Here is an 18050-nt window from a genome sequence, read left to right as displayed (position 1 = left end):
CATGAAACCGTCACCCGAAATCATTGCTGTCAGTATATGTGGCAACTCTTAGCGTGCGTTGAAGAATTTATGATTGCATTTTCATTAGGGCAACAACCGGGAATGAAAAAATAAGTGTATCGTTATTATGAAAGCTTATTTATACAAATGCCGTGAAACATGAAATTAATAAAAAGGTTAGTGGAAATAAATTATCAATTTACCTCTAATAATAGAAAGGTTAATTAATGAGATAAATGAAGGTAATCCTAAAGCTATATCTTAATTTTAATGTGAAATTTAAACTTAGTATTATCGAAATAAAATTTTGCATATATGATGTCTATTAATTTTGTTATCGAGAGTATTTGTTAATACAAGAAAAAACATGCACTCATGCTGAATGGTTAATTTGTGCTATGTCTACATTTTGTTTATTTACCCTGAAATAAAAGAATGTAATATTTATTGCTAATAAGGATCTTCTATACAAAAGTTCAAAACTGTAGAGTACTGCTGAATTAGCATATTAAGTGCAATCGGCGGGATATTAAAAGGAGAGTGAGTCAACGAGAGCGTAAAAAAGTGTGGGGCATGGATTTGGTGAGAGATGAATAAAATAGTTTAATAACTCAGTTTACGGGGAATTGTGGCGATTGGGTGGTTCTCACTGCTATCTGATATAGCATACTTAATTGCTTAATTTATAGTGGCTTAATAAAGTGCCCCACAGATTTTTACGCTCTCTCCGGCTTACAACTCCAACCTACTTCCTCTCGCGATTTCTCCATTAATGCGACAGAACCAGCAATTCTCAATGAAAAAATTTCTTTTTCTTTACATGGCATTACGAGTAAAAAATAAAAAAGTTTTCGCGCTATTTGATACCGTTTTAGATAGGGAAAAATGATGTTTTTATTTTTATTTTAATTTTATATCGTTATAAATTTTAGTTTACGGCTGTTCATTAATAATTGCTGCGACAGAACCTTTTTTATTGCATTTGATTTTTTTTGTTGATAAGTTTTTGCAATTGGTTAATGAAATGTAAAATATCATTTTTCGGGGTCAAGTTAATGGACAGTAAAAAGGGACTCGTAGTCGTTGTTGGTTCGTCGGGTGATATTGCAAGATCAGTCATAAAAGTTCTTAAAGATAATAATTACATGGTTAAAGCAATGACAAGGACGCCGAGTGAGGATGAGATTCATATAGATGTTACGTCTGATGAGAGTGTCAAGCGGGCCTTTGAGAGTGTATTCAGTTTACATGAAAGGATATATTCCGTTCTCTATTTTCCTGCCATAACTAAAGACAAACTCATTCATAATCAAGGGATTGATGACTGGCAGTCAGTTATAGACGTCAATCTTCTTGGTGCGGTCAGAGTGGTCAAAAATGTATTGCCGCATTTTATAAAAAATAGGGAAGGTATTTTCCAGTTTTTGTCCTCCACTGCGGCTGTCAGAGGCGCAACAGGCGCTGCTGCGTATTCATGCTCTAAAGCTGCGCTCAATATGCTTGCCAAAAATATTGCGAATGATTATGGATGTTTTAATGTACGGGCTTATACGGTTATGCCAGGTTATATCGATGGTGGAATGTTGAAAAATCTGCCGCAGGATAAGCGTGAGGCGGTTAGAAAGAATATTGCATTGCAACGTATGGCGAATGTACAGGAGATAGCTAATTTCTGTGTGGGATTGCTCGCCATTTCTGATTATTTGACGGGTACAACACTCACTCTAGATGGAGGTATGTAATGGAAGTCACTTCGCATGCAACGGATAAATTTGTTGATGCTGCTCGCAATATTAAATCTTTTACCCAGCTTCCTGAATGGATTTATAACCAAAGGATCAGTGCCAGACCCGATCCATCCTCATTACCGTGGTTAAACGATTTATTGAAAGTGAGGATGAAGTCACTCAGTCATATTGATAATCCGATGTATCTCGCGCTACTTGAAAACAAGCTCAGTGCAGAACAGCTCGATCATTTCATGTGTGAGTATTACTGGGGTTCAGGCTATGGTTTCCAGCGTCTAGTTTTGCCTGAGGTTCAGAATAAGAATGGCAATGCAGTATGGAAAGATTATATCAAGGGCATCATTCTTGAGGAAAATACTCCGGAGCCGCATCACGGACTTTTTCGCAATTACATGTTGAAACTTGGCATTGATGCAGGCCAGGGAAAAGCGGCTATTCCTGCTGCGGCGAACGAATTTAATTCCAATATGCTGGCCGGCTATAAAGCCTCTCTTGGCTACGCGATGGGTTATGCGTTGGGGATTGAAACGGAGGCGGACTTCCAGATTTCTTTATTGTATCTGGCGTGTCTGAACCGCGATCCTACTGAAACGCTGCATGATCCTTACTTTGATATTCATATGGCTGAGGATGGTGAAGAAGCTCATGCACGCTTCACCTGTGAATGTATTGAAAAAATGCTTGAGGCGGGAGAGATAACCCGTAATGAGATCGAGGAGGGGTTCATACAGGCTATCGTTGATACCCGGGACTATATGCGAACCATTCACGCTAGTCTGCCATGTGCCAGTGACGATCATCGAGATGAGGAAAAGGACAACATGAAAGAAAAAATTTACGCAATTATTGCCACTGTTGCTGAAACCAGTCCCGACAAAGTGCATGGGACTCAGGAACTGAATGCCGACCTGGGTATTGATTCGCTCAAGCTTATTGATCTGGTTTTAGGTGTAGAAGGTGAATTCAGCATTACGTTATCCGAAGATGCTCTTGCTTCAATCACTACTGTCGACGAGCTTGAGGGGCATATTGAGTCTTTGCTTGCAGAACCTCAGCAGTCCTGAATGGTCAGGAAATAAAATATGTTGCGATTCAATATTGCTAAAACGTCGTTGTATCCGTCTGGTGGCGATGAGACCCATACATTTACTCTGCCTGTAGATTTGGCTGAGTTTGCGGGTACTGCTGGTGATCGTTTTCGGGATGATTTTAGCCGGACATGCAGTTATCTGGCAGGAAAAAACATTACACCTCAACCTGATAATGATGACGCAGCCGTATTAGTAGGGACCGAATATGGAAACCTGGCATCTATGTTACGTTTTCAGTTGCAATGCAAAGAGGATGTAAGGAAGGCGTCAGCTCAGCAATTTCCTCATGCTACAACGAGCTCTGCATCAACGTTTGTCAATATCGAGCGCGGTATTACCGGGGGGAACTGTACTCTGAATGCGGGAGCAGAAACGATGGTCGTGATGATGTTAAAAGCGCTGACTTTCATCAACACTGACTTTGGACGTACAGCGCATGTATTTTTGGGGGATATCTACGAGCCTGCCGGGGAGGAAGATGTTGCTCTCCGGCATCCAGGGCATAAGCCCCTTGATTCAGCAGTGGCTTATGCCGGTTTAGTTAAAGGGGCGGATTTCAGCGCTGAATTTCATTTTTATCAGCCAGATGAAACCTTTTCTTATCCGGATAATGAGCCTGTATTTGTTTATACCCGTACACGTCAGGGGGAGGCGGTGTTGTCAGAGGGAGCGATGCCTAATGTTCACACCAACACTTCATATAACGCTGCATTTCAGTTTGCACGTTTTCTTGAGGCCCTGACACTTAACCCTCCCGTTGCACATCTGATATGTATTCAGGATGAACATGCAGCGCACCTCACCGTCAGGTCTGGCGAAGGGCAGGGATAAGATGGCGAGCTCCATAAATGCAAAGCATTCGGTATTTAAAGCGCATTTTCCAGGGGATCCTGTTGTTCCTGGATTTATGCCGCTTTCTGATTATCTGGCAAATTTTCCTGCAGGGAATGCTAACCACCTCAGTATTGATTCGCTGATATTTCGCAAGATGATCAAGCCCGATGTGGATTTTATTTTTGAGCGTAATCATTCGGGAAATATCCTTTGCTGTAACAGTGAGAACCTTTTTTTCTCGTTTCGGCTTACCGTTTCGAAAGCAGAACTCTCGGGTCACACAGAGGCCTTTGTTGCAAAAGGGGCAGAACATTCTGTGATACCTCTCAGGCATCCGGATTACTGGTTTCTCCCGGAAAAAATACAAGCAGACTCTTCATTTACGTGCGCAAGCTGTGTGATTGACACGAAATTAGCAATCGAGCGATCGCCCTGGATTGAAACCTGTGCTGGCGGGGTATTTTTACTTCTTGTTGAGGCTTTGGGGAATCTTGCTCTCGTAGTGAATGCTACTGAGTTGGAGAGGGCTGTTGCAGCTGAGTCTCGTTTTGTATTTGTTCGATTTAGCAAAATTCGGGTCAGTACTTCACTTATGTCTGAATTGGATAAATTCATGCTTAGTACACGGGTTACACGCAAAGGAAACCTTCTCACATGGGAAGGAAATGTAATTAACGGTGACGGTACCTTATTACTCGATATTCAGGGTGCTGTGTCGATGAAAACGCATTCGTTGCAGGGGAATGTCCATGCATAAAGTGTACGTGACGGGACTTGGCGCACTGACACCCTTTGGTGAAGGCGTCGAGGTGTTATGGGAAGCGCTGAAGGAAAAGAGAGAATGCTTTACACCGCAGCCCTCTTTCTATCCCACGATGAAGGGACAGTTCCTTGCGGGCAGGATCCCAGCAGAACTAAAGCTCTCGCTACGGTCACGATTTGGTGATTTACCAGATTCGTCACTCTATGCGCTGACTGCTGTGGAGGAAGCTATCACACATGCAGGACTTAGTAAAGGTCATGAACTTTTTCGGCACGCAGCTGTATTTGCCGGAAACAATGAAGCACAGGCAGACATTCTTGATGAGTCTGTTGAAGGGGATGATTCGCGATGGCGTCGTTACGGTTATAGCGGATATAACGTCGCAACAGACATTCGCCAATTTATTCGTCTATCAGGTCCGGCGATGGTTGTTCACAACACCTGTGCGTCTGCGAATGTCGCATTAGAAACTGCGTTAGATGCGATGCGTACCGGCGTAATCACTACTGCCATCGTTGGCGCCGCTGATGCTTTTTCACTTAAGGTCTGGTCAGGTTTTTACATGTTAAACGCACTGGGTGTGGAGCGTTGCAGACCGTTTTCTTCAAAGCGTCGATTTATCACTATCTCTGAGGGGGCTGCATTTCTGATCCTTCAGCGTGAGGATACGCTTTTACCCGGCCAGAAGCCTTTGGCTGAGCTGGTCGCAGTTGCAAGTAATAATGACGCCCGACATCCGACGAATCCTGACAGAGCGCGCGTTCAGAATTGCCATGAAAAGGTGCTCAAATCTGCGGGACTTCACGCAGAAGATGTGGACGTCATTTATGCACATGGTACAGGTACGAAAGCTAATGATGCCGTTGAGGCAGGAATTTTTTCTGACGCTTATCCCCATGCGCGTATAACTGCCATCAAAGGTACTACCGGGCACATGATGGCAACAGCGGGTGCGACGGGAGCGGTAGCAAGCTGTCTGACTCTTGTAAAGCAGCAAGTTCCGCCTACGAATACCACTGATACAGAATTTGATTTTAACCTCATCACTGACGGTCCTGATAATTCAAGGCCTGTCAGGGTTGTTCAAAACAATGCGTTTGGTTTTGGCGGAAATAATGCCATCTCACTTTTCCGGTTGCCCTGAATCGACACTGACAGACAAGGATAAAAAATGATCGTATTAGGAATTAGTGGCTTGCCAGATGCCCAGAAATGGCTGAAAGAGCATTATGCGAATATTGAGCCCCTTGATGCGAGAATTTGTCAGGGGCTGGACAGTGCTGCCTGTATTATTGTTGACGGTGAGATTATTGCTGCTGCCAGTGAAGAACGATTCAACGGTGTTAAGGGGACGGGAGAGTTTCCTCGTCAGGCAATTGACTATTGTCTTCGTGCGGCAGGAATAGCAGAGGATGAGGTTGATATTATTGCCCACGGTTTTAATTATGATGCCTGCCGGCGGTTTTTTGTTTCAGGGGCGGATAAAGCGAAATTTGATGCTATATACAGCTCTGAGACGGTAATCAGGCATTTTGAGCAAGCGGGGTGGTCGAACGTAAGGGTGCGTTTTCGCGCGACAGATCATCACTACACCCATGCTGTTTCTGCTTTTGTACCATCGGGTTTTGAGAGTGCATTATGCATTGTGGCTGATGGTATGGGGGAAACGGAGTCTGTCAGTATTTTCAGCTGCCGAAACGGCGAATTTGAACGTCTTGACACGCAGACGATTTCTTCCTCACCCGGGATTGCGTACTCCATTTGTACCCGCTTTCTGGGATTTATGTTCAACAGTGACGAATACAAAGTCATGGGCCTGGCGGCCTACGGGGACAGCCAGAAATACTCTCCATTTTTCCATGATTTCCTGCGCTTCGATGATGAAACAGGTCAGATCCTTGTTTGCTGGCCTCAGGGGGCACTGAACTCTGCTGAAGATGGATATCCCGGCGCGCTGTCGTGGATCCAGTCATCTACACGTCTGGCATCGCGTCACGCTGCTGAAGAGGTCACTCAGGATCATGCCGATTTTGCAGCCGCACTGCAAAAGCGTTTCAGTGAAATGTTATGCAATCTGGCACTCTGGTGGCTTCGTCGAAGCGGGCATTCCCGATTATGTCTGGCAGGCGGGGTCTTCCTGAATTGCCGCGCAAACCAACTGATAGCCAGTCTTGAGGAGGTTGAGGATATCTTTATTCAGCCTGCATCCGGTGACGACGGTAGCGCATTAGGCGCAGCCCTTGCTCATGCGCACTCATACCAGACAAAAGCCTCTTTCTTTTCTCCGTATCTTGGACCTGAATATACGGATCAGGAGATACAGGCACTCATTGCTGAGCCGCAGTATAAACAACTCAGTTTCACCACTCTGGGATATACCGAGGAATACTTTGCTTCGGCGGCACAGGCTATCAGGGATGATCTCATCATTGCATGGTTCAGTGGGCGTATGGAGTTTGGTCCGCGCGCGCTGGGGAATAGGTCAATTCTGGCGTTGCCTTCAGGAAAGGAAATAAAAGAACGCATTAACAGGACGGTGAAGTTTCGTGAGGGTTTCAGGCCATTTGCTCCCGCTATTACAGATGAATGCCTAGACACTATTTTTGAGGTCAAACACAAGAGTCCTTATCGCTACATGCTGAGTACGGCTACGGTAAAGGCATCGATGGCAAATGTTGTCAGTGGCGTACGACATGCTGACGGAACGGCGCGAACCCAGCTTGTCACTGAGCAATTTAATCCCGTTTTTTACCGTTTACTAAAGTCCGTTAAGCATTCAACGGGTCATGGCTGTGTGGTAAACACGTCATTCAATGTGAAAGGGCAGCCACTTATTATGGATCCGCGAACAGCACTGGATACCTTTATGAATACTTCTCTTGACCGTCTTTATTTACAGGGGGTCATTGTATGCAAACGTTGAAAGAAATCATTACTGAAATACTGGTTGAGATGGCAAATAAAAAAGAGGGCGATGAGGTGATTTCGGTACCGGATATTCTGCATGACTCCTTAAGCTACATGCGTTTCATTGTTACGCTCGAAGAGCATTTAGGGGTTTTTCTTGACGATCTGGATGCGACATTACTGCATGTGGATTCCGTGGATGTTCTCACGGACAGAATACGCGGAATTATTCCGGCACCATTGGAGTCAGATCATGATTAACGAGCTGGCTGAACGTGGTTTTCTGACCGTTAATGCCTCTAAGGGCAAGATTATTGGTTATCGGTTTCATGGGGAGCTGTACAAGGCTTACCTAGTGCTTGACAGCCTACTTGTTAAGCTGGCTGAACAGGAAGGGCATTTTGCTCCGCACAGTTGTAATACGCTGCTTCCGGCAGAGGTTCTTGAAAAAATCGGGTTCTTTAATAAATTGCCTGCGAATCCTCTCTTTGCGCTGCCACATATTTTGCCTGAGGAGCAAAGTGTCAAACTCGTGCTAAACCCGTCTACGTGCTATCACACTTTTGCGGCTCTGGAAAACAAAACGCTAAACGGGGATTTGGTGTTTTATACGGCTAAAGGTGAATGCCATCGATATGAGCCTGAACAGGATGCACCGGGTCGTCTGGTTAATTTTACCATGCGGGAATTTGTTCTTCTTGGTACGCCGGATGCGGTTATGCAGTCCTGTGACAGGATTTTTGAACGTGTTTTGTCTTTCTTAAATCGTGTGGACAACAGCTTTTATCAGGAAACCGCGAATGATGTGTTTTATGGTGAAAACAGTGTCGTCACTCAAAAGGTTCAACGCGTGCTTGGCGTTAAGAAGGAAATAGTGTCTGGCGGCGAACTGGGCCTTGCGGTGAGTGTGGGGTCAAGAAACTATCATCGTGAATTATTCACAATGAAATTCAGTATTCGAGCCGCTCGGCTGAACACTGAGCTCCACTCCAGTTGTGTTGCGTTTGGTATGGAAAGATTACTGCTTACTCTTCTCAGTAAGACGGCTGGAAACGAACCGCATCGTCTTATCACTCAGTTATATCGGGCTATGCCTGATGGTTTGCAGGAGCATTTATGATGGTGCATCAGAAAGATTCGTGGACCCGCATATCAGCTCAGATCATACGTGTATCTCTTCCCTTAATGGGAAGTATGACGGGAAATCTCCTGATGATGGTTATTGATCGCCTGTGTCTCGCTCGGTATTCCGAGTCGACGCTTGAAGCATCAGGGCCTGCAATTTTTACTGCAATGACTATTATTGCTTTTTTCAGTTCAACGGTTGCGATTTACCGTTCGTTCGTTGCACAGGCCTGGGGACGTGATGGTGAGGAAGCGGCTATCAAGGAGGGGAGTGCAGGGATGAGCACTGGCCTGGTCGCGGGTTTAATTCTGATGCTGTTATCGCCTTTGATAGCGCAGATACCTGAGATGAGTAACCGCAGCGCTGTCAGTATTGCGCTTGAATCTCAGTATCTCTTTATCGCGGCGTACTTTGGCGCGTTTATGGTGTTTAACGTCTCTCTGGCTTCCTGGTTTAATGGTACGGGGCGTACGCGAACGACATTCTTTGTCGGGCTGGTGGGACAGATCTGCGACATTATTTTTACGGTAGGGCTTACCTTCGGTAAGTTTGGTTTGCCGGAAATGGGGATGCGAGGTTCGGCCACGGGTACGCTTATCGCGAGCCTTATTATGTCCTGTCTGTACCTTTATCTTCTGCCACGCGAGTTGTATAAGCAACTCGGGAGAATGTTATCGGGGCGGGTAAAGGGGATCCTTTCTATGATGCTTTTCCGTCTACGCCGGGGGTATATTTCCGGGCTGACAAATGGGATTGATGAGCTTGGAAATACCGCATTTGTCTGGATTGCTGGCATTCTGGGATCTGTCGCGCTGGCAGCGAATAATGTGAACCTGACCATCAATTATATGGCCATTATTCCTGTTATTGGGTTGGGTATTGGCTGCAGCATTCTTTGTGGAAATGCTGTAGGTGCGGGTCGCTACCATCACCTCCAGCGTATTTTGCTGGTGACGTTGGTGATTGAATTATGTTACGTGGGTTTAGTGGCCGTGATTCAGGTGGGATTCCCTGAATTGCTCATGAGCCTTTTCGGTCTATCGCATGACAGCGCGGCAATCTACGCACTGGCTATTGATACTGAAAAAGTGCTCTGGACGTATTCACTTACTTTTGTTTTCTCAATGACTGGGTCGGCGGTGCTCGAGTGTCTCGGAATGACTCGCTTTATGTTTTGGGTCCGTTTTCTCATGATGTGGGGACTGAGCGTGCCGTTAATTTATTACACTGCACGCCACTATGAGGATGCTCCTGAGACGCTGATTACGCTCTGGATCATTGGGTCAGTATTCGAATTGTTCATAGGCGCTGTCTATTTTCTTCGCATTTTCAAGGCGATAAAAAATAAAGAGAATCAGCTGGTACAGCATGGCTTCGAAATAGAGGAGAAGACGCATGTACAAGGTTGAAGTTGATGCCACTCCCTCGATTAATTGCTTTATCGGCAGTCTTGAAAAGCTCTTTGAAATAAAAGGGGTAAAGGTAACTGAAAGCGAGTTGCTTGCCTGCAGCGGCGGTTTTCTCCTTGAGGCAGGGCTTGATGAATGGCAGATGCCTGAGTTGACCTTTTCAGTTGAAAACGTGGGGTTAGTGGGGGCCCGCGCCTACGGTGGTGATCCTAAGCGGATCCCCATAGCAGAAAAATGGCGTGAGCAGCTTCGCCAGCTTCTGAAGAAGGAAGGTGGGGTGATCGTCTGGGTTAACTCACGCTGGCTGGATTATGCCGACGTTTACAGTCAGAAGACGGGTTATCTCCACGCCATACTCGTGACAGGTATCAGTGATAACGGCGAATGGGTTCATATTGTAGATTCACTGATTGTCGACCGAGTTCCCTGGGCATGCAATGCAACGCTTCGTGCTGATGTTTTTGAGAAAGCCTGTACGGCGCGAGTGCGCAGTGAAGCCCATGACCACATGGGATATTACTGGGTTATGCGTATATCGCACAGGCAGACGGGATTGGCCATTCGTGATGCCATCATTGACCAGGCCAATCAATTTCTCGTGACAGCACGATTTAACGAGGCTGTAAGGGAGTATAAATCTCTAAATCTCGCACTATTGAGGGGAGGAGATGAACAAGCGGTCCGCGCTGCCAGACGAATATTCGATCACATTGTGGTTCTCTATATTATTCCTGGCTTGCTCTTGTTAGAAGATGCGCTTGTGGTGGGGAAATTTAACATTGAGACGATCGAGCAATTACGTTTGCTCAGAAAGGCATGGCATGCGCTCTCTATTATGGCTCTGAAATACGAAGCCACCTTATCGCCAGCTGTTCTGGAGCGCATAGAGCTTCGTTTTGATGATATTCAACAACTGACCCTGGTACTTTGGAAAAATATCTCATCTGATCAGCTTTAAAAAAGGAAGATATGAGAAAAATATTGTATTTAGGACGGTCGGAGCACGCCCGTCACTATTATTCTTGGGCGCAAGATAATGGATTGCACGTCGATTTTTTCGACTTTCCTTCACTGACTGCTGATAATCATGAGTCCTGGGCGGAGATGATTAATTCAGCACACGATTTATATCAGTATGATGATATTATTTCTTTTAGTGATGGTTTGCAGGTGAATGTTGATCTTCTGAAGAGAATTACGGGTAAGCCTCACAGGGACCCCGAAACGATAGCAGACTTCACTGATAAGGTCCGTTTTCGTAAGTCGCTCCCTCGCCTGGACTGTATAGCCCGCTGGTATGAAACCAGTGAACTTCGTGACAGTTTACCTGCCCGGCAATGGGTTGAGTCAACAGTAGGCTATCCTGTTGTCATTAAACCCTCAAATGGTTTTTATAGTACCGGGGTCACGAAGGTCAGTGAATCAGATTTATTTTCAAAGGCCTGGTCTCAGTCACGACGCGCTGGTGAGTATTTTCGCAAATTGCATGGTCATTCATCAATCATCGTTGAAGAGTACATTGATGGGAAGGAGTTTGCGATAGACGGGTTTATTAAGAATAATTGTTTTTACCCGATGCTATTTCACATTAAACGACCGGATCTTACCGGCCCGTATTTTCACGAAACAGCGTATATCACGATGCCCTTTTGTTCACGTAAGGGCGAAGAGTTTATATCTATTATTCGAGATGTTATCACGGCTACCGGATTAAATAATTCACCGTTCCATGCTGAGTTTCGGGTAACAGATTCTGGTCAGATTTATTTACTTGAGATTGGTCCACGATTGTCAGGTGGCGGTGTGACCGGGCAGGTGATGATGGATATTTGCTGCGGGCTTGATGCTTACCACGCACTTCATCATTTACATGATGGTGAACCTCTGAATTACACACATCGTCTGGTTGGGCTTGAATATGATTTTTGCGCACCGCGTAACGGTGTGCTTTTTGATACAGAGAAAACAGAATCTCTTTGTCATGAGCTTGGTGCCCGTGTCGTTATCAAATATCGGGATGATGGTGACTATGTAATGTGCCCGCCACTCAATTCCGAAACCATTATTACTGCTTTTTTTGCGTGCTCAGACAGGGCTGGCGCTGAATCTATTTTTTGTGAGCTGGAAAAACATCAACTGGGAGTGAAGTAAGATGACCGAACAAGCAACTTCGCAAGCTATCCGTAAAGAAATTATCCGCGCTGAAAAAGTTATTCCGGGTGGTGTCAGTTCGCCGCTACGCGCATGCAGAAATGTGAATTCTCAGGCACTGGTGATTGATAAGGCTATTGGTGAGTGCCTGTATGATGTTAACGGCCGTGTTTATCACGATTTTATGTATGGGTTTGGCCCGATGATCCTTGGTCATAACCATCCTGCCATTATCAACGCCATAACCGAGAGGGTTCAGACAGGTTCACTCTTTGGAACGGTTACGTCTGATGAAACGCAGCTTGCTGAGATGATTACGGGTACGGCAAATTTTCTGGAGCAGATCCGTTTTGTTTGCAGCGGGACCGAAGCGGTTATGTCTGCAATCAGGCTTGCCAGAGCCTACACCGGGAAGACAAAAATCATTCGTTTCCGTGGTGGGTATCACGGGCATTTTGACCTTGTACAGAGTAAATCTGAGAAGGACTATAAATCAGCGGGGCTCGATCCTGAAGCCATGAAAGCAAACATTATGGCGGTCTTTAACGATCTGGATTCTGTCAGAAGTGCAGTGGCTGCCTTTGAAGGTGAAATTGCAGCCATCGTCCTCGAGCCATTGCCATGCAATATGTCGCTTGTTGATCCAGCCATTTCATTCCTGAAAGGATTACGAGAGATATGTGACGAAACGGGCATATTGCTGATCTTCGATGAAGTCATTAGCGGATTCCGTTTGACCTATGGCCCTGTGAGTAATTTGCTGGGCGTTGAGCCCGATCTGGTGACGTTCGGCAAAATTATCGGCGGAGGAACACCAGTTGGTGCATTTGGTGGACGAAAGGACATTATGCATCTGCTGGATAAAGAGCAGATCCTTCAGGGGGGCACTTTTGCTGGCAACCCATTGACTATGCGCGCGGGTATTGCGACGCTCACGGTGCTCAGTGAACCCGGTTTTTATGAAATGCTTGATAAAAAGGGACGCTATATTGAAGAGCAGATCGCATTGAACCAGAAGAAATTTGGCACTGATTTTATCTTTGCACGTCGAGGCAGTATTTTCGCGTTTATTTTCCATCCGAAGGGGACGCTGATTGCGAACCATGAAGATGTTCACCGCCAGGCTAGGCACATTTTTACCGGATTGTATGTGGACATGCGCAATCAGGGGTATCACCTTTGTCCGGATGTTGAAGAGACAATGTATGTCTCCGCGGCCACACAAGAGACAACGCTTTCGGCGTTTGCTGAGGCTGCCTGCAAGTCAATTGCCCATTGGAGTTGCGTATCATGATGACGGTGGAATTATTGTCTTCAGTGCTGGCGACACTGGATGAAAAAATCCCGACATGCAGCCAACTCGTTTCTGAGGGAGCCTGTAGCTGGGACTGCTGCACATATACCGATTCATACATATTGCTCCTACCCGGCGAAAAGGAAAGTGCTGAAAGAATGGGATTCAGCCTGAGTCATTACAACATTATTGATGACAACTATCACGGTGGTATGAAGATCGTTCCTGCGGATATGGGATGCTGTGTATCTCCGGGTCAGGGGAGTAATGCGTATAAGCCAGTGGATTGTCGTGTCTTCCCTTTCTGGTTCCAGTTTGCGGGAGACGAGTTGGAAATTGTGGAGGGCAAATCCTGCCCGGCTATTAGAATGGGTTTATCTCTGGACAAGTACCGTGATCAGGCATTGCGTACAGGCACCCTGTTGGCAAGGGACGGCGATATAGCCGAATTCTTACGTAAGGCAAGAATGGTGAACTATAGCGGAGATGGCAGCGGGATCCCCGTTGTGTCTGTTTGAAGGGAAAGGAAAACATGATGACAAGTGCATTATACCCTCTGTCTGAACTACAGGTCGGCTTGTGGTATCAGGATAAATTGTCAGAGCGGAGCTCATCTCATAATGTGCCGGTACGATTTGATTTCTCGTCCAGCCCGGACATTGAGCGTCTTCAGAGCGTGTGTGACACATTGTTCCGTTCTAATGGCTGCTTTCATTCCCGCATAACTGAAAGAGAAGACGGTGTTCCGTGCCAGTACTGGGTATCGCCTCCGCCGTGCACTATTACCGTCATTCAGGCTGAGGAGGTCAATGGCCCGGCGATTGAGCACCTGTTGAGGGGGGAGATAGCCAGGCTATTTATGCTCAGGAATGATCCCCTTTATCGTTTGACGTTGTTCAGGATGGCTGATGGTAGAGCCACTTTGCTCATTGTCATTCACCACATTATCTTCGACGGGCAGTCAGCGGCCATGTTCACGGCAGATTTTATGCGGTTATGGACGCGACCTGATGAGCCCCTGTCGATGGTAAGCAGCAGTACTGTTTCGGACTATCAATCAACGCTTTTGTCCTCTTCGGTCACATCACGTGCTCTGGATTACTGGCGAACTCAGCTGGCTGATGCTCCATCAGAGATAACATTGCCAGCATTACCGAATGCGGGCAACACAACACGTAAAGCAGAGACCCTGTCACATCGTTTTCCTGACGAGTTATATGCACGGGCAGAGGCGTATTGCCGTCATCACGCCGTTACGCCCTTTATGCTTCATACCCTGATATGTAGTGTATTGCTGATGCGATATAGCCAGAGCATGGACATTGTGGTGGGGGTACCCGTTTCGCTTCGTAAGGACGATGATAAACCGTTTCTGGCGGGCTTGTTTGTTAATGTCCTGCCATTGCGGTTACGTGCAACAACTGAGACCACAGCAGAAGCGTTGCTTCATCAGATAAGAAACCGCCTTATCCGAACCATGATGCACAGCAATATTTCTTTTCATGAACTGGTGAGAGAACTACGTCCGACGCGTCACGAAACACGCAATCCGTTTTTCCAGATTTGTATAAACCATGCGCGAGTGGGTGAGCAGTTATGTGATACAGGCGTTCGTGCGGTGCCTATGGGTAACGAAGTTGCAGCGTTTGATCTCGATTTTATTCTGGCAGAGCATGACGATAATTTTAATCTCATTACGGAATATAGAGCGTCTCGATTCGAAGCCGAAACGGTAAAAGGTTTCACACGGCACTACTTCCAGCTCCTTGAGGAAATTTTAAGTGAGTCTGTGAAGAGGGTATCGGCTTATGCGATGCTGACGAAGGAAGAGCTTGGTATGATGCTGGAGACCTGGAATACTTCTCCACATCGCTACAGCGACAACCTGACGGTATTAACTCTTTTCGAAGAGCAGGTCCAACGCACACCAGATGGAATAGCACTTCGGTTTTCTGAGGGGGAATTAACCTACGACAGGCTTAATCGCAGGGCCAATCAACTCGCCCATTTTCTAACCAGTAACGGTATCAGAGCGGGACAACGGGTCGCGGTCTGTCTTCCTCGAGGTCCTGAATTCATCGTGACAATCTATGGGATCCTCAAAGCTGGAGCTGCGTATGTTCCTGTTGATCCTGATTATCCTGCTGAACGAAAGCATTATATCTCAGAGGACGCAGGAGCCAGCGCAATGATTGTACAGGGTGCGTCAGAGAGCCTCAGTACGGTTCCGCTTGTTATCGATCCGGCTTCACCTGAGATCGTTTGTAAGTTAATGAAACAACCGGAGACCCGTCCTGAAAGCCAGCCCCGGCCTGACGATATTATCTATTGTATCTATACCTCGGGTTCAACCGGAAAGCCCAAGGGGGCGCTTAACACTCATCGTAGTGTCGCTAATCTGGTGATGTGGTACATCAGAGATGCGCTGGAAATGAAACCGGCCGAAAGTGTTATCCTTGCCAGTTCGCTCAGTTTTGATTTGACCCAAAAAAATATTTTTGGACCATTGGCTTGTGGTGGGATGGTAATCATACCGGACAGTAGTCCCGCGGATGCCATTGGTTTTCTTCGGGCATTGAGTTATTTCCAGCCTCATTATCTATGCTGTGCGCCTTCAGCCTATCGGGCTTTTTCTGGCTCATCACGATGCCGCTCGCTCAAGAAGATCGTCCTTGGCGGTGAAGTCATCGAGCCAGCACTTGCCAACACCGTCCTCAGAAGTGGTAAGACGCTCATCAATTCATACGGACCGACTGAATGCGCTGATATTGCCATCTGGTCAATGTACAGGCCGGGAGAATTCGAGTTTCAGGGACCTGTACCACTGGGGCGACCGGTGCCTGGATGTCGAATTTATATCCTGGATGATGATTTTAATCCTGTACCCGCAGGTGTTGACGGAGAGATATTTATCGGGGGAGCCGGTGTAGGGCCGGGTTATCTGGAACGAGAGAGTTTGACAAGCGAAAAATTCCTTCCGGATCCGTTTACCCTTCACGGAACGATGTATCGCACCGGTGACCGAGGGCGGTTCCGGCAGAATGGCGTCATTGAGTTTGCAGGGCGCCGCGACGGTCAGATTAAACTGCGGGGATTTCGCATTGAGCTCGGGGAGATTGAATCGGCGATACAGTCGACAGGACTGATTGAACAAGTCTGTGTTCAGGCGCGGTACAGTGAAGCACAAGGACAAAGACTGGTAGCATGGTATGTCGTCCGTGAGGGGCAGACGGTAAATCGTAATGATATTGTCGTCAGACTCAAGGAGATTATTCCGGTACACATGATACCGGATACCTGGATTTGCCTTGACGCGATGCCGCTATCTCCGAACGGAAAAACCGATCGTCTAAAACTGCAGCAGATGGATAGTGTCTCGGCGACGGTGTCTGCCGCGCCCATCGTCGCACCTGTCGGTGAGACTGAACACGCTTTACACCGGATCTGGCAGGAGGTGCTTGGTCTTAGCACATTAGGTGTAGAGGATAATTTCTTCCTGAGTGGAGGGCATTCGCTTCTGGCAATGGTCTGCCTGGCTCGAATTAATCGTGAACTGGATTTACAGCTTCCCGGTACAGCGATAACGCGACACCAGACTATTAGAGAATTGGCGGCATTCATTGCCCATACCCGGAGTGAAATGCCATCCTGTTTTTCAACATGGGCACCCTGTAAAGGTCCTGTTATCTGGTGTTTCCCAGCTGCAGGATTAAGAAGTACGTCATACCGCCAGCTTGCACAGTCACTTGCCCAGAATGCACAACTTAATGTTCTGGATTATCCCGCTCCTACGAGCGAAGAATCGTCCAGCATCGAGGCGCTTGTTGCATTTTTCGTTAATTCGCTAGAGCCGCATATTCAGGGTAACTCGCTTGTGCTTGCTGGGCATTCCTTTGGTTCAACTATAGCTCTTGAGGTAGGTCGATGCATGTATCAGCGTGGTATGCGTGTGAAGCTCATTATTATTGAGGGAACAATTATTCCTCCTGAACGGCTATCATTAGACACGTCAAAACAGGAAGATCCATTATCGTTGGTCAGCAGTTTGTTTGATGAGAGTTCGGTCGAAAAGTATGGTGGAGAACTGAAACATCTTGCCAGTGAGCATGATGCACTTTACCAGCAACATCTCCGAATATTCCGTAATTATTATTCAAAAGGGGTCTTTGAAGGAGAGTCTCTTGTATTGTCTGGCAGGGATGGGGAGATATACCGTCAATTAGGCGAAAGGCTACAGGCATATTATGCTGCTTTTTGTACCAGATTAACGACGGTTGTGACTTCCGGGGATCATATGAGTCTGATTATGGCTGATCATGCCCCTGAGCTGGCTGTGCACTTACTTGAATTTGTGAAAGTGAAGATACCATAAAATCTATGGTCACCTATATGGGGTCATGTGGAAGAACCCCTATTAGGGTTATAAGCCACCGGCCATAGCATGGGGCATGTGTTAGCATTTTTAGTGTAATTTCATGATTTCAATCTCTTGCTTACCTAGACAGTGTCGTCATGAGGTAAATTGTGTGATAATATTTCTTCTTCCATCAAAAGAGCTGATTAACCATGAGTATACCTGCACACCGCCGTCACGATATTTCAGATCATATTTGGGCTCTGCTTGAACCTCATCTACCTGGACGTCAGGGCGCTTGGGGACGTGTTGCTGAAGATAATCGCCGTTTTATCAATGGGGTATTTTGGATTTTACGGACAGGCGCTCCCTG

At 46.5% G+C, this 18050-nt stretch carries 15 protein-coding genes and 1 pseudogene; all 16 read left to right on the top strand.

What is annotated here, in order from left to right:
* A pseudogene (locus IQ211_RS19625) lies at positions 1-114 on the top strand (IS630 family transposase); the annotation flags it as partial.
* A 941-nt stretch (positions 115-1055) separates the two neighbouring features.
* Positions 1056-1742: an SDR family NAD(P)-dependent oxidoreductase gene (locus IQ211_RS13290; protein ID WP_189760537.1), complete on the top strand. Its 687-nt coding sequence runs from the start codon at positions 1056-1058 to the stop codon at positions 1740-1742.
* Positions 1742-2812: a phosphopantetheine-binding protein gene (locus IQ211_RS13285; RefSeq protein WP_189760538.1), complete on the top strand. Its 1071-nt coding sequence runs from the start codon at positions 1742-1744 to the stop codon at positions 2810-2812. The genes IQ211_RS13290 and IQ211_RS13285 overlap by 1 nt, the downstream gene beginning before the upstream one ends.
* A gap of 18 nt (positions 2813-2830) precedes the next feature.
* A complete protein-coding gene (locus tag IQ211_RS13280) occupies positions 2831-3670 on the top strand; it encodes a hypothetical protein (protein ID WP_189760539.1) in 840 nt (279 codons plus the stop codon).
* Complete coding sequence (locus IQ211_RS13275; protein WP_189760540.1) at positions 3627-4430, top strand: ApeI family dehydratase; 804 nt, start codon at positions 3627-3629, stop codon at positions 4428-4430. Before IQ211_RS13280 ends, IQ211_RS13275 begins: the two co-directional genes overlap by 44 nt.
* Complete coding sequence (locus tag IQ211_RS13270; protein ID WP_338113366.1) at positions 4417-5580, top strand: beta-ketoacyl synthase N-terminal-like domain-containing protein; 1164 nt, start codon at positions 4417-4419, stop codon at positions 5578-5580. Before IQ211_RS13275 ends, IQ211_RS13270 begins: the two co-directional genes overlap by 14 nt.
* A 27-nt stretch (positions 5581-5607) precedes the next feature.
* Entirely contained in the window at positions 5608-7359 is a 1752-nt protein-coding gene (locus IQ211_RS13265; protein ID WP_189760542.1) for a carbamoyltransferase family protein, read from the top strand.
* Positions 7347-7604 carry a hypothetical protein gene (locus tag IQ211_RS13260; RefSeq protein WP_189760543.1) on the top strand — a complete coding sequence of 86 codons (258 nt, stop codon included), beginning with the start codon at positions 7347-7349 and terminating at the stop codon, positions 7602-7604. Before IQ211_RS13265 ends, IQ211_RS13260 begins: the two co-directional genes overlap by 13 nt.
* Entirely contained in the window at positions 7597-8463 is an 867-nt protein-coding gene (locus IQ211_RS13255) for a class-II aminoacyl-tRNA synthetase family protein (protein WP_189760544.1), read from the top strand. The genes IQ211_RS13260 and IQ211_RS13255 overlap by 8 nt, the downstream gene beginning before the upstream one ends.
* Positions 8460-9878, top strand: coding sequence for an MATE family efflux transporter (locus IQ211_RS13250; protein WP_223281785.1), 1419 nt, complete (start codon positions 8460-8462; stop codon positions 9876-9878). Before IQ211_RS13255 ends, IQ211_RS13250 begins: the two co-directional genes overlap by 4 nt.
* Positions 9865-10836, top strand: a complete 972-nt coding sequence (locus tag IQ211_RS13245; protein WP_189760545.1) for a cysteine peptidase family C39 domain-containing protein — start codon at positions 9865-9867, stop codon at positions 10834-10836. The genes IQ211_RS13250 and IQ211_RS13245 overlap by 14 nt, the downstream gene beginning before the upstream one ends.
* An 11-nt stretch (positions 10837-10847) precedes the next feature.
* Positions 10848-12029 (top strand): ATP-grasp domain-containing protein, encoded by a 1182-nt coding sequence (locus IQ211_RS13240; RefSeq protein WP_189760546.1) that lies wholly within the window; start codon positions 10848-10850, stop codon positions 12027-12029.
* A gap of 1 nt (position 12030) precedes the next feature.
* On the top strand, positions 12031-13323 hold the full coding sequence (locus IQ211_RS13235; protein ID WP_189760547.1) for an aspartate aminotransferase family protein: 1293 nt from the start codon (positions 12031-12033) through the stop codon (positions 13321-13323).
* Complete coding sequence (locus IQ211_RS13230) at positions 13320-13841, top strand: YkgJ family cysteine cluster protein (protein ID WP_189760548.1); 522 nt, start codon at positions 13320-13322, stop codon at positions 13839-13841. Before IQ211_RS13235 ends, IQ211_RS13230 begins: the two co-directional genes overlap by 4 nt.
* A 14-nt stretch (positions 13842-13855) precedes the next feature.
* Positions 13856-17695, top strand: a complete 3840-nt coding sequence (locus IQ211_RS13225; protein WP_193836373.1) for a non-ribosomal peptide synthetase — start codon at positions 13856-13858, stop codon at positions 17693-17695.
* A 194-nt stretch (positions 17696-17889) separates the two neighbouring features.
* Positions 17890-18050: transposase (locus IQ211_RS13220; RefSeq protein WP_193836372.1), on the top strand; the 161-nt coding region annotated here is incomplete at its 3' end.

The organism is Xenorhabdus griffiniae (genome assembly GCF_015163655.1).
Taxonomy (GTDB): Bacteria; Pseudomonadota; Gammaproteobacteria; order Enterobacterales; family Enterobacteriaceae; genus Xenorhabdus; species Xenorhabdus griffiniae.
Note: the sequence above shows the minus strand (reverse complement) of the source record. Positions and strands in the feature narration are given on the sequence as shown.

What these genes read in the sequence shown, in the direction of transcription:
- IQ211_RS13225 (WP_193836373.1), top strand. Translation starts at nt 13,856, where the DNA reads ATGATGACAAGTGCATTATACCCTCTGTCTGAACTACAGGTCGGCTTG.
- IQ211_RS13255 (WP_189760544.1), top strand. Translation starts at nt 7,597, where the DNA reads ATGATTAACGAGCTGGCTGAACGTGGTTTTCTGACCGTTAATGCCTCT.
- IQ211_RS13230 (WP_189760548.1), top strand. Translation starts at nt 13,320, where the DNA reads ATGATGACGGTGGAATTATTGTCTTCAGTGCTGGCGACACTGGATGAA.
- IQ211_RS13275 (WP_189760540.1), top strand. Translation starts at nt 3,627, where the DNA reads ATGCAGCGCACCTCACCGTCAGGTCTGGCGAAGGGCAGGGATAAGATG.
- IQ211_RS13240 (WP_189760546.1), top strand. Translation starts at nt 10,848, where the DNA reads ATGAGAAAAATATTGTATTTAGGACGGTCGGAGCACGCCCGTCACTAT.
- IQ211_RS13285 (WP_189760538.1), top strand. Translation starts at nt 1,742, where the DNA reads ATGGAAGTCACTTCGCATGCAACGGATAAATTTGTTGATGCTGCTCGC.
- IQ211_RS13280 (WP_189760539.1), top strand. Translation starts at nt 2,831, where the DNA reads ATGTTGCGATTCAATATTGCTAAAACGTCGTTGTATCCGTCTGGTGGC.
- IQ211_RS13245 (WP_189760545.1), top strand. Translation starts at nt 9,865, where the DNA reads ATGTACAAGGTTGAAGTTGATGCCACTCCCTCGATTAATTGCTTTATC.
- IQ211_RS13235 (WP_189760547.1), top strand. Translation starts at nt 12,031, where the DNA reads ATGACCGAACAAGCAACTTCGCAAGCTATCCGTAAAGAAATTATCCGC.
- IQ211_RS13250 (WP_223281785.1), top strand. Translation starts at nt 8,460, where the DNA reads ATGATGGTGCATCAGAAAGATTCGTGGACCCGCATATCAGCTCAGATC.
- IQ211_RS13265 (WP_189760542.1), top strand. Translation starts at nt 5,608, where the DNA reads ATGATCGTATTAGGAATTAGTGGCTTGCCAGATGCCCAGAAATGGCTG.
- IQ211_RS13270 (WP_338113366.1), top strand. Translation starts at nt 4,417, where the DNA reads ATGTCCATGCATAAAGTGTACGTGACGGGACTTGGCGCACTGACACCC.
- IQ211_RS13290 (WP_189760537.1), top strand. Translation starts at nt 1,056, where the DNA reads ATGGACAGTAAAAAGGGACTCGTAGTCGTTGTTGGTTCGTCGGGTGAT.
- IQ211_RS13260 (WP_189760543.1), top strand. Translation starts at nt 7,347, where the DNA reads ATGCAAACGTTGAAAGAAATCATTACTGAAATACTGGTTGAGATGGCA.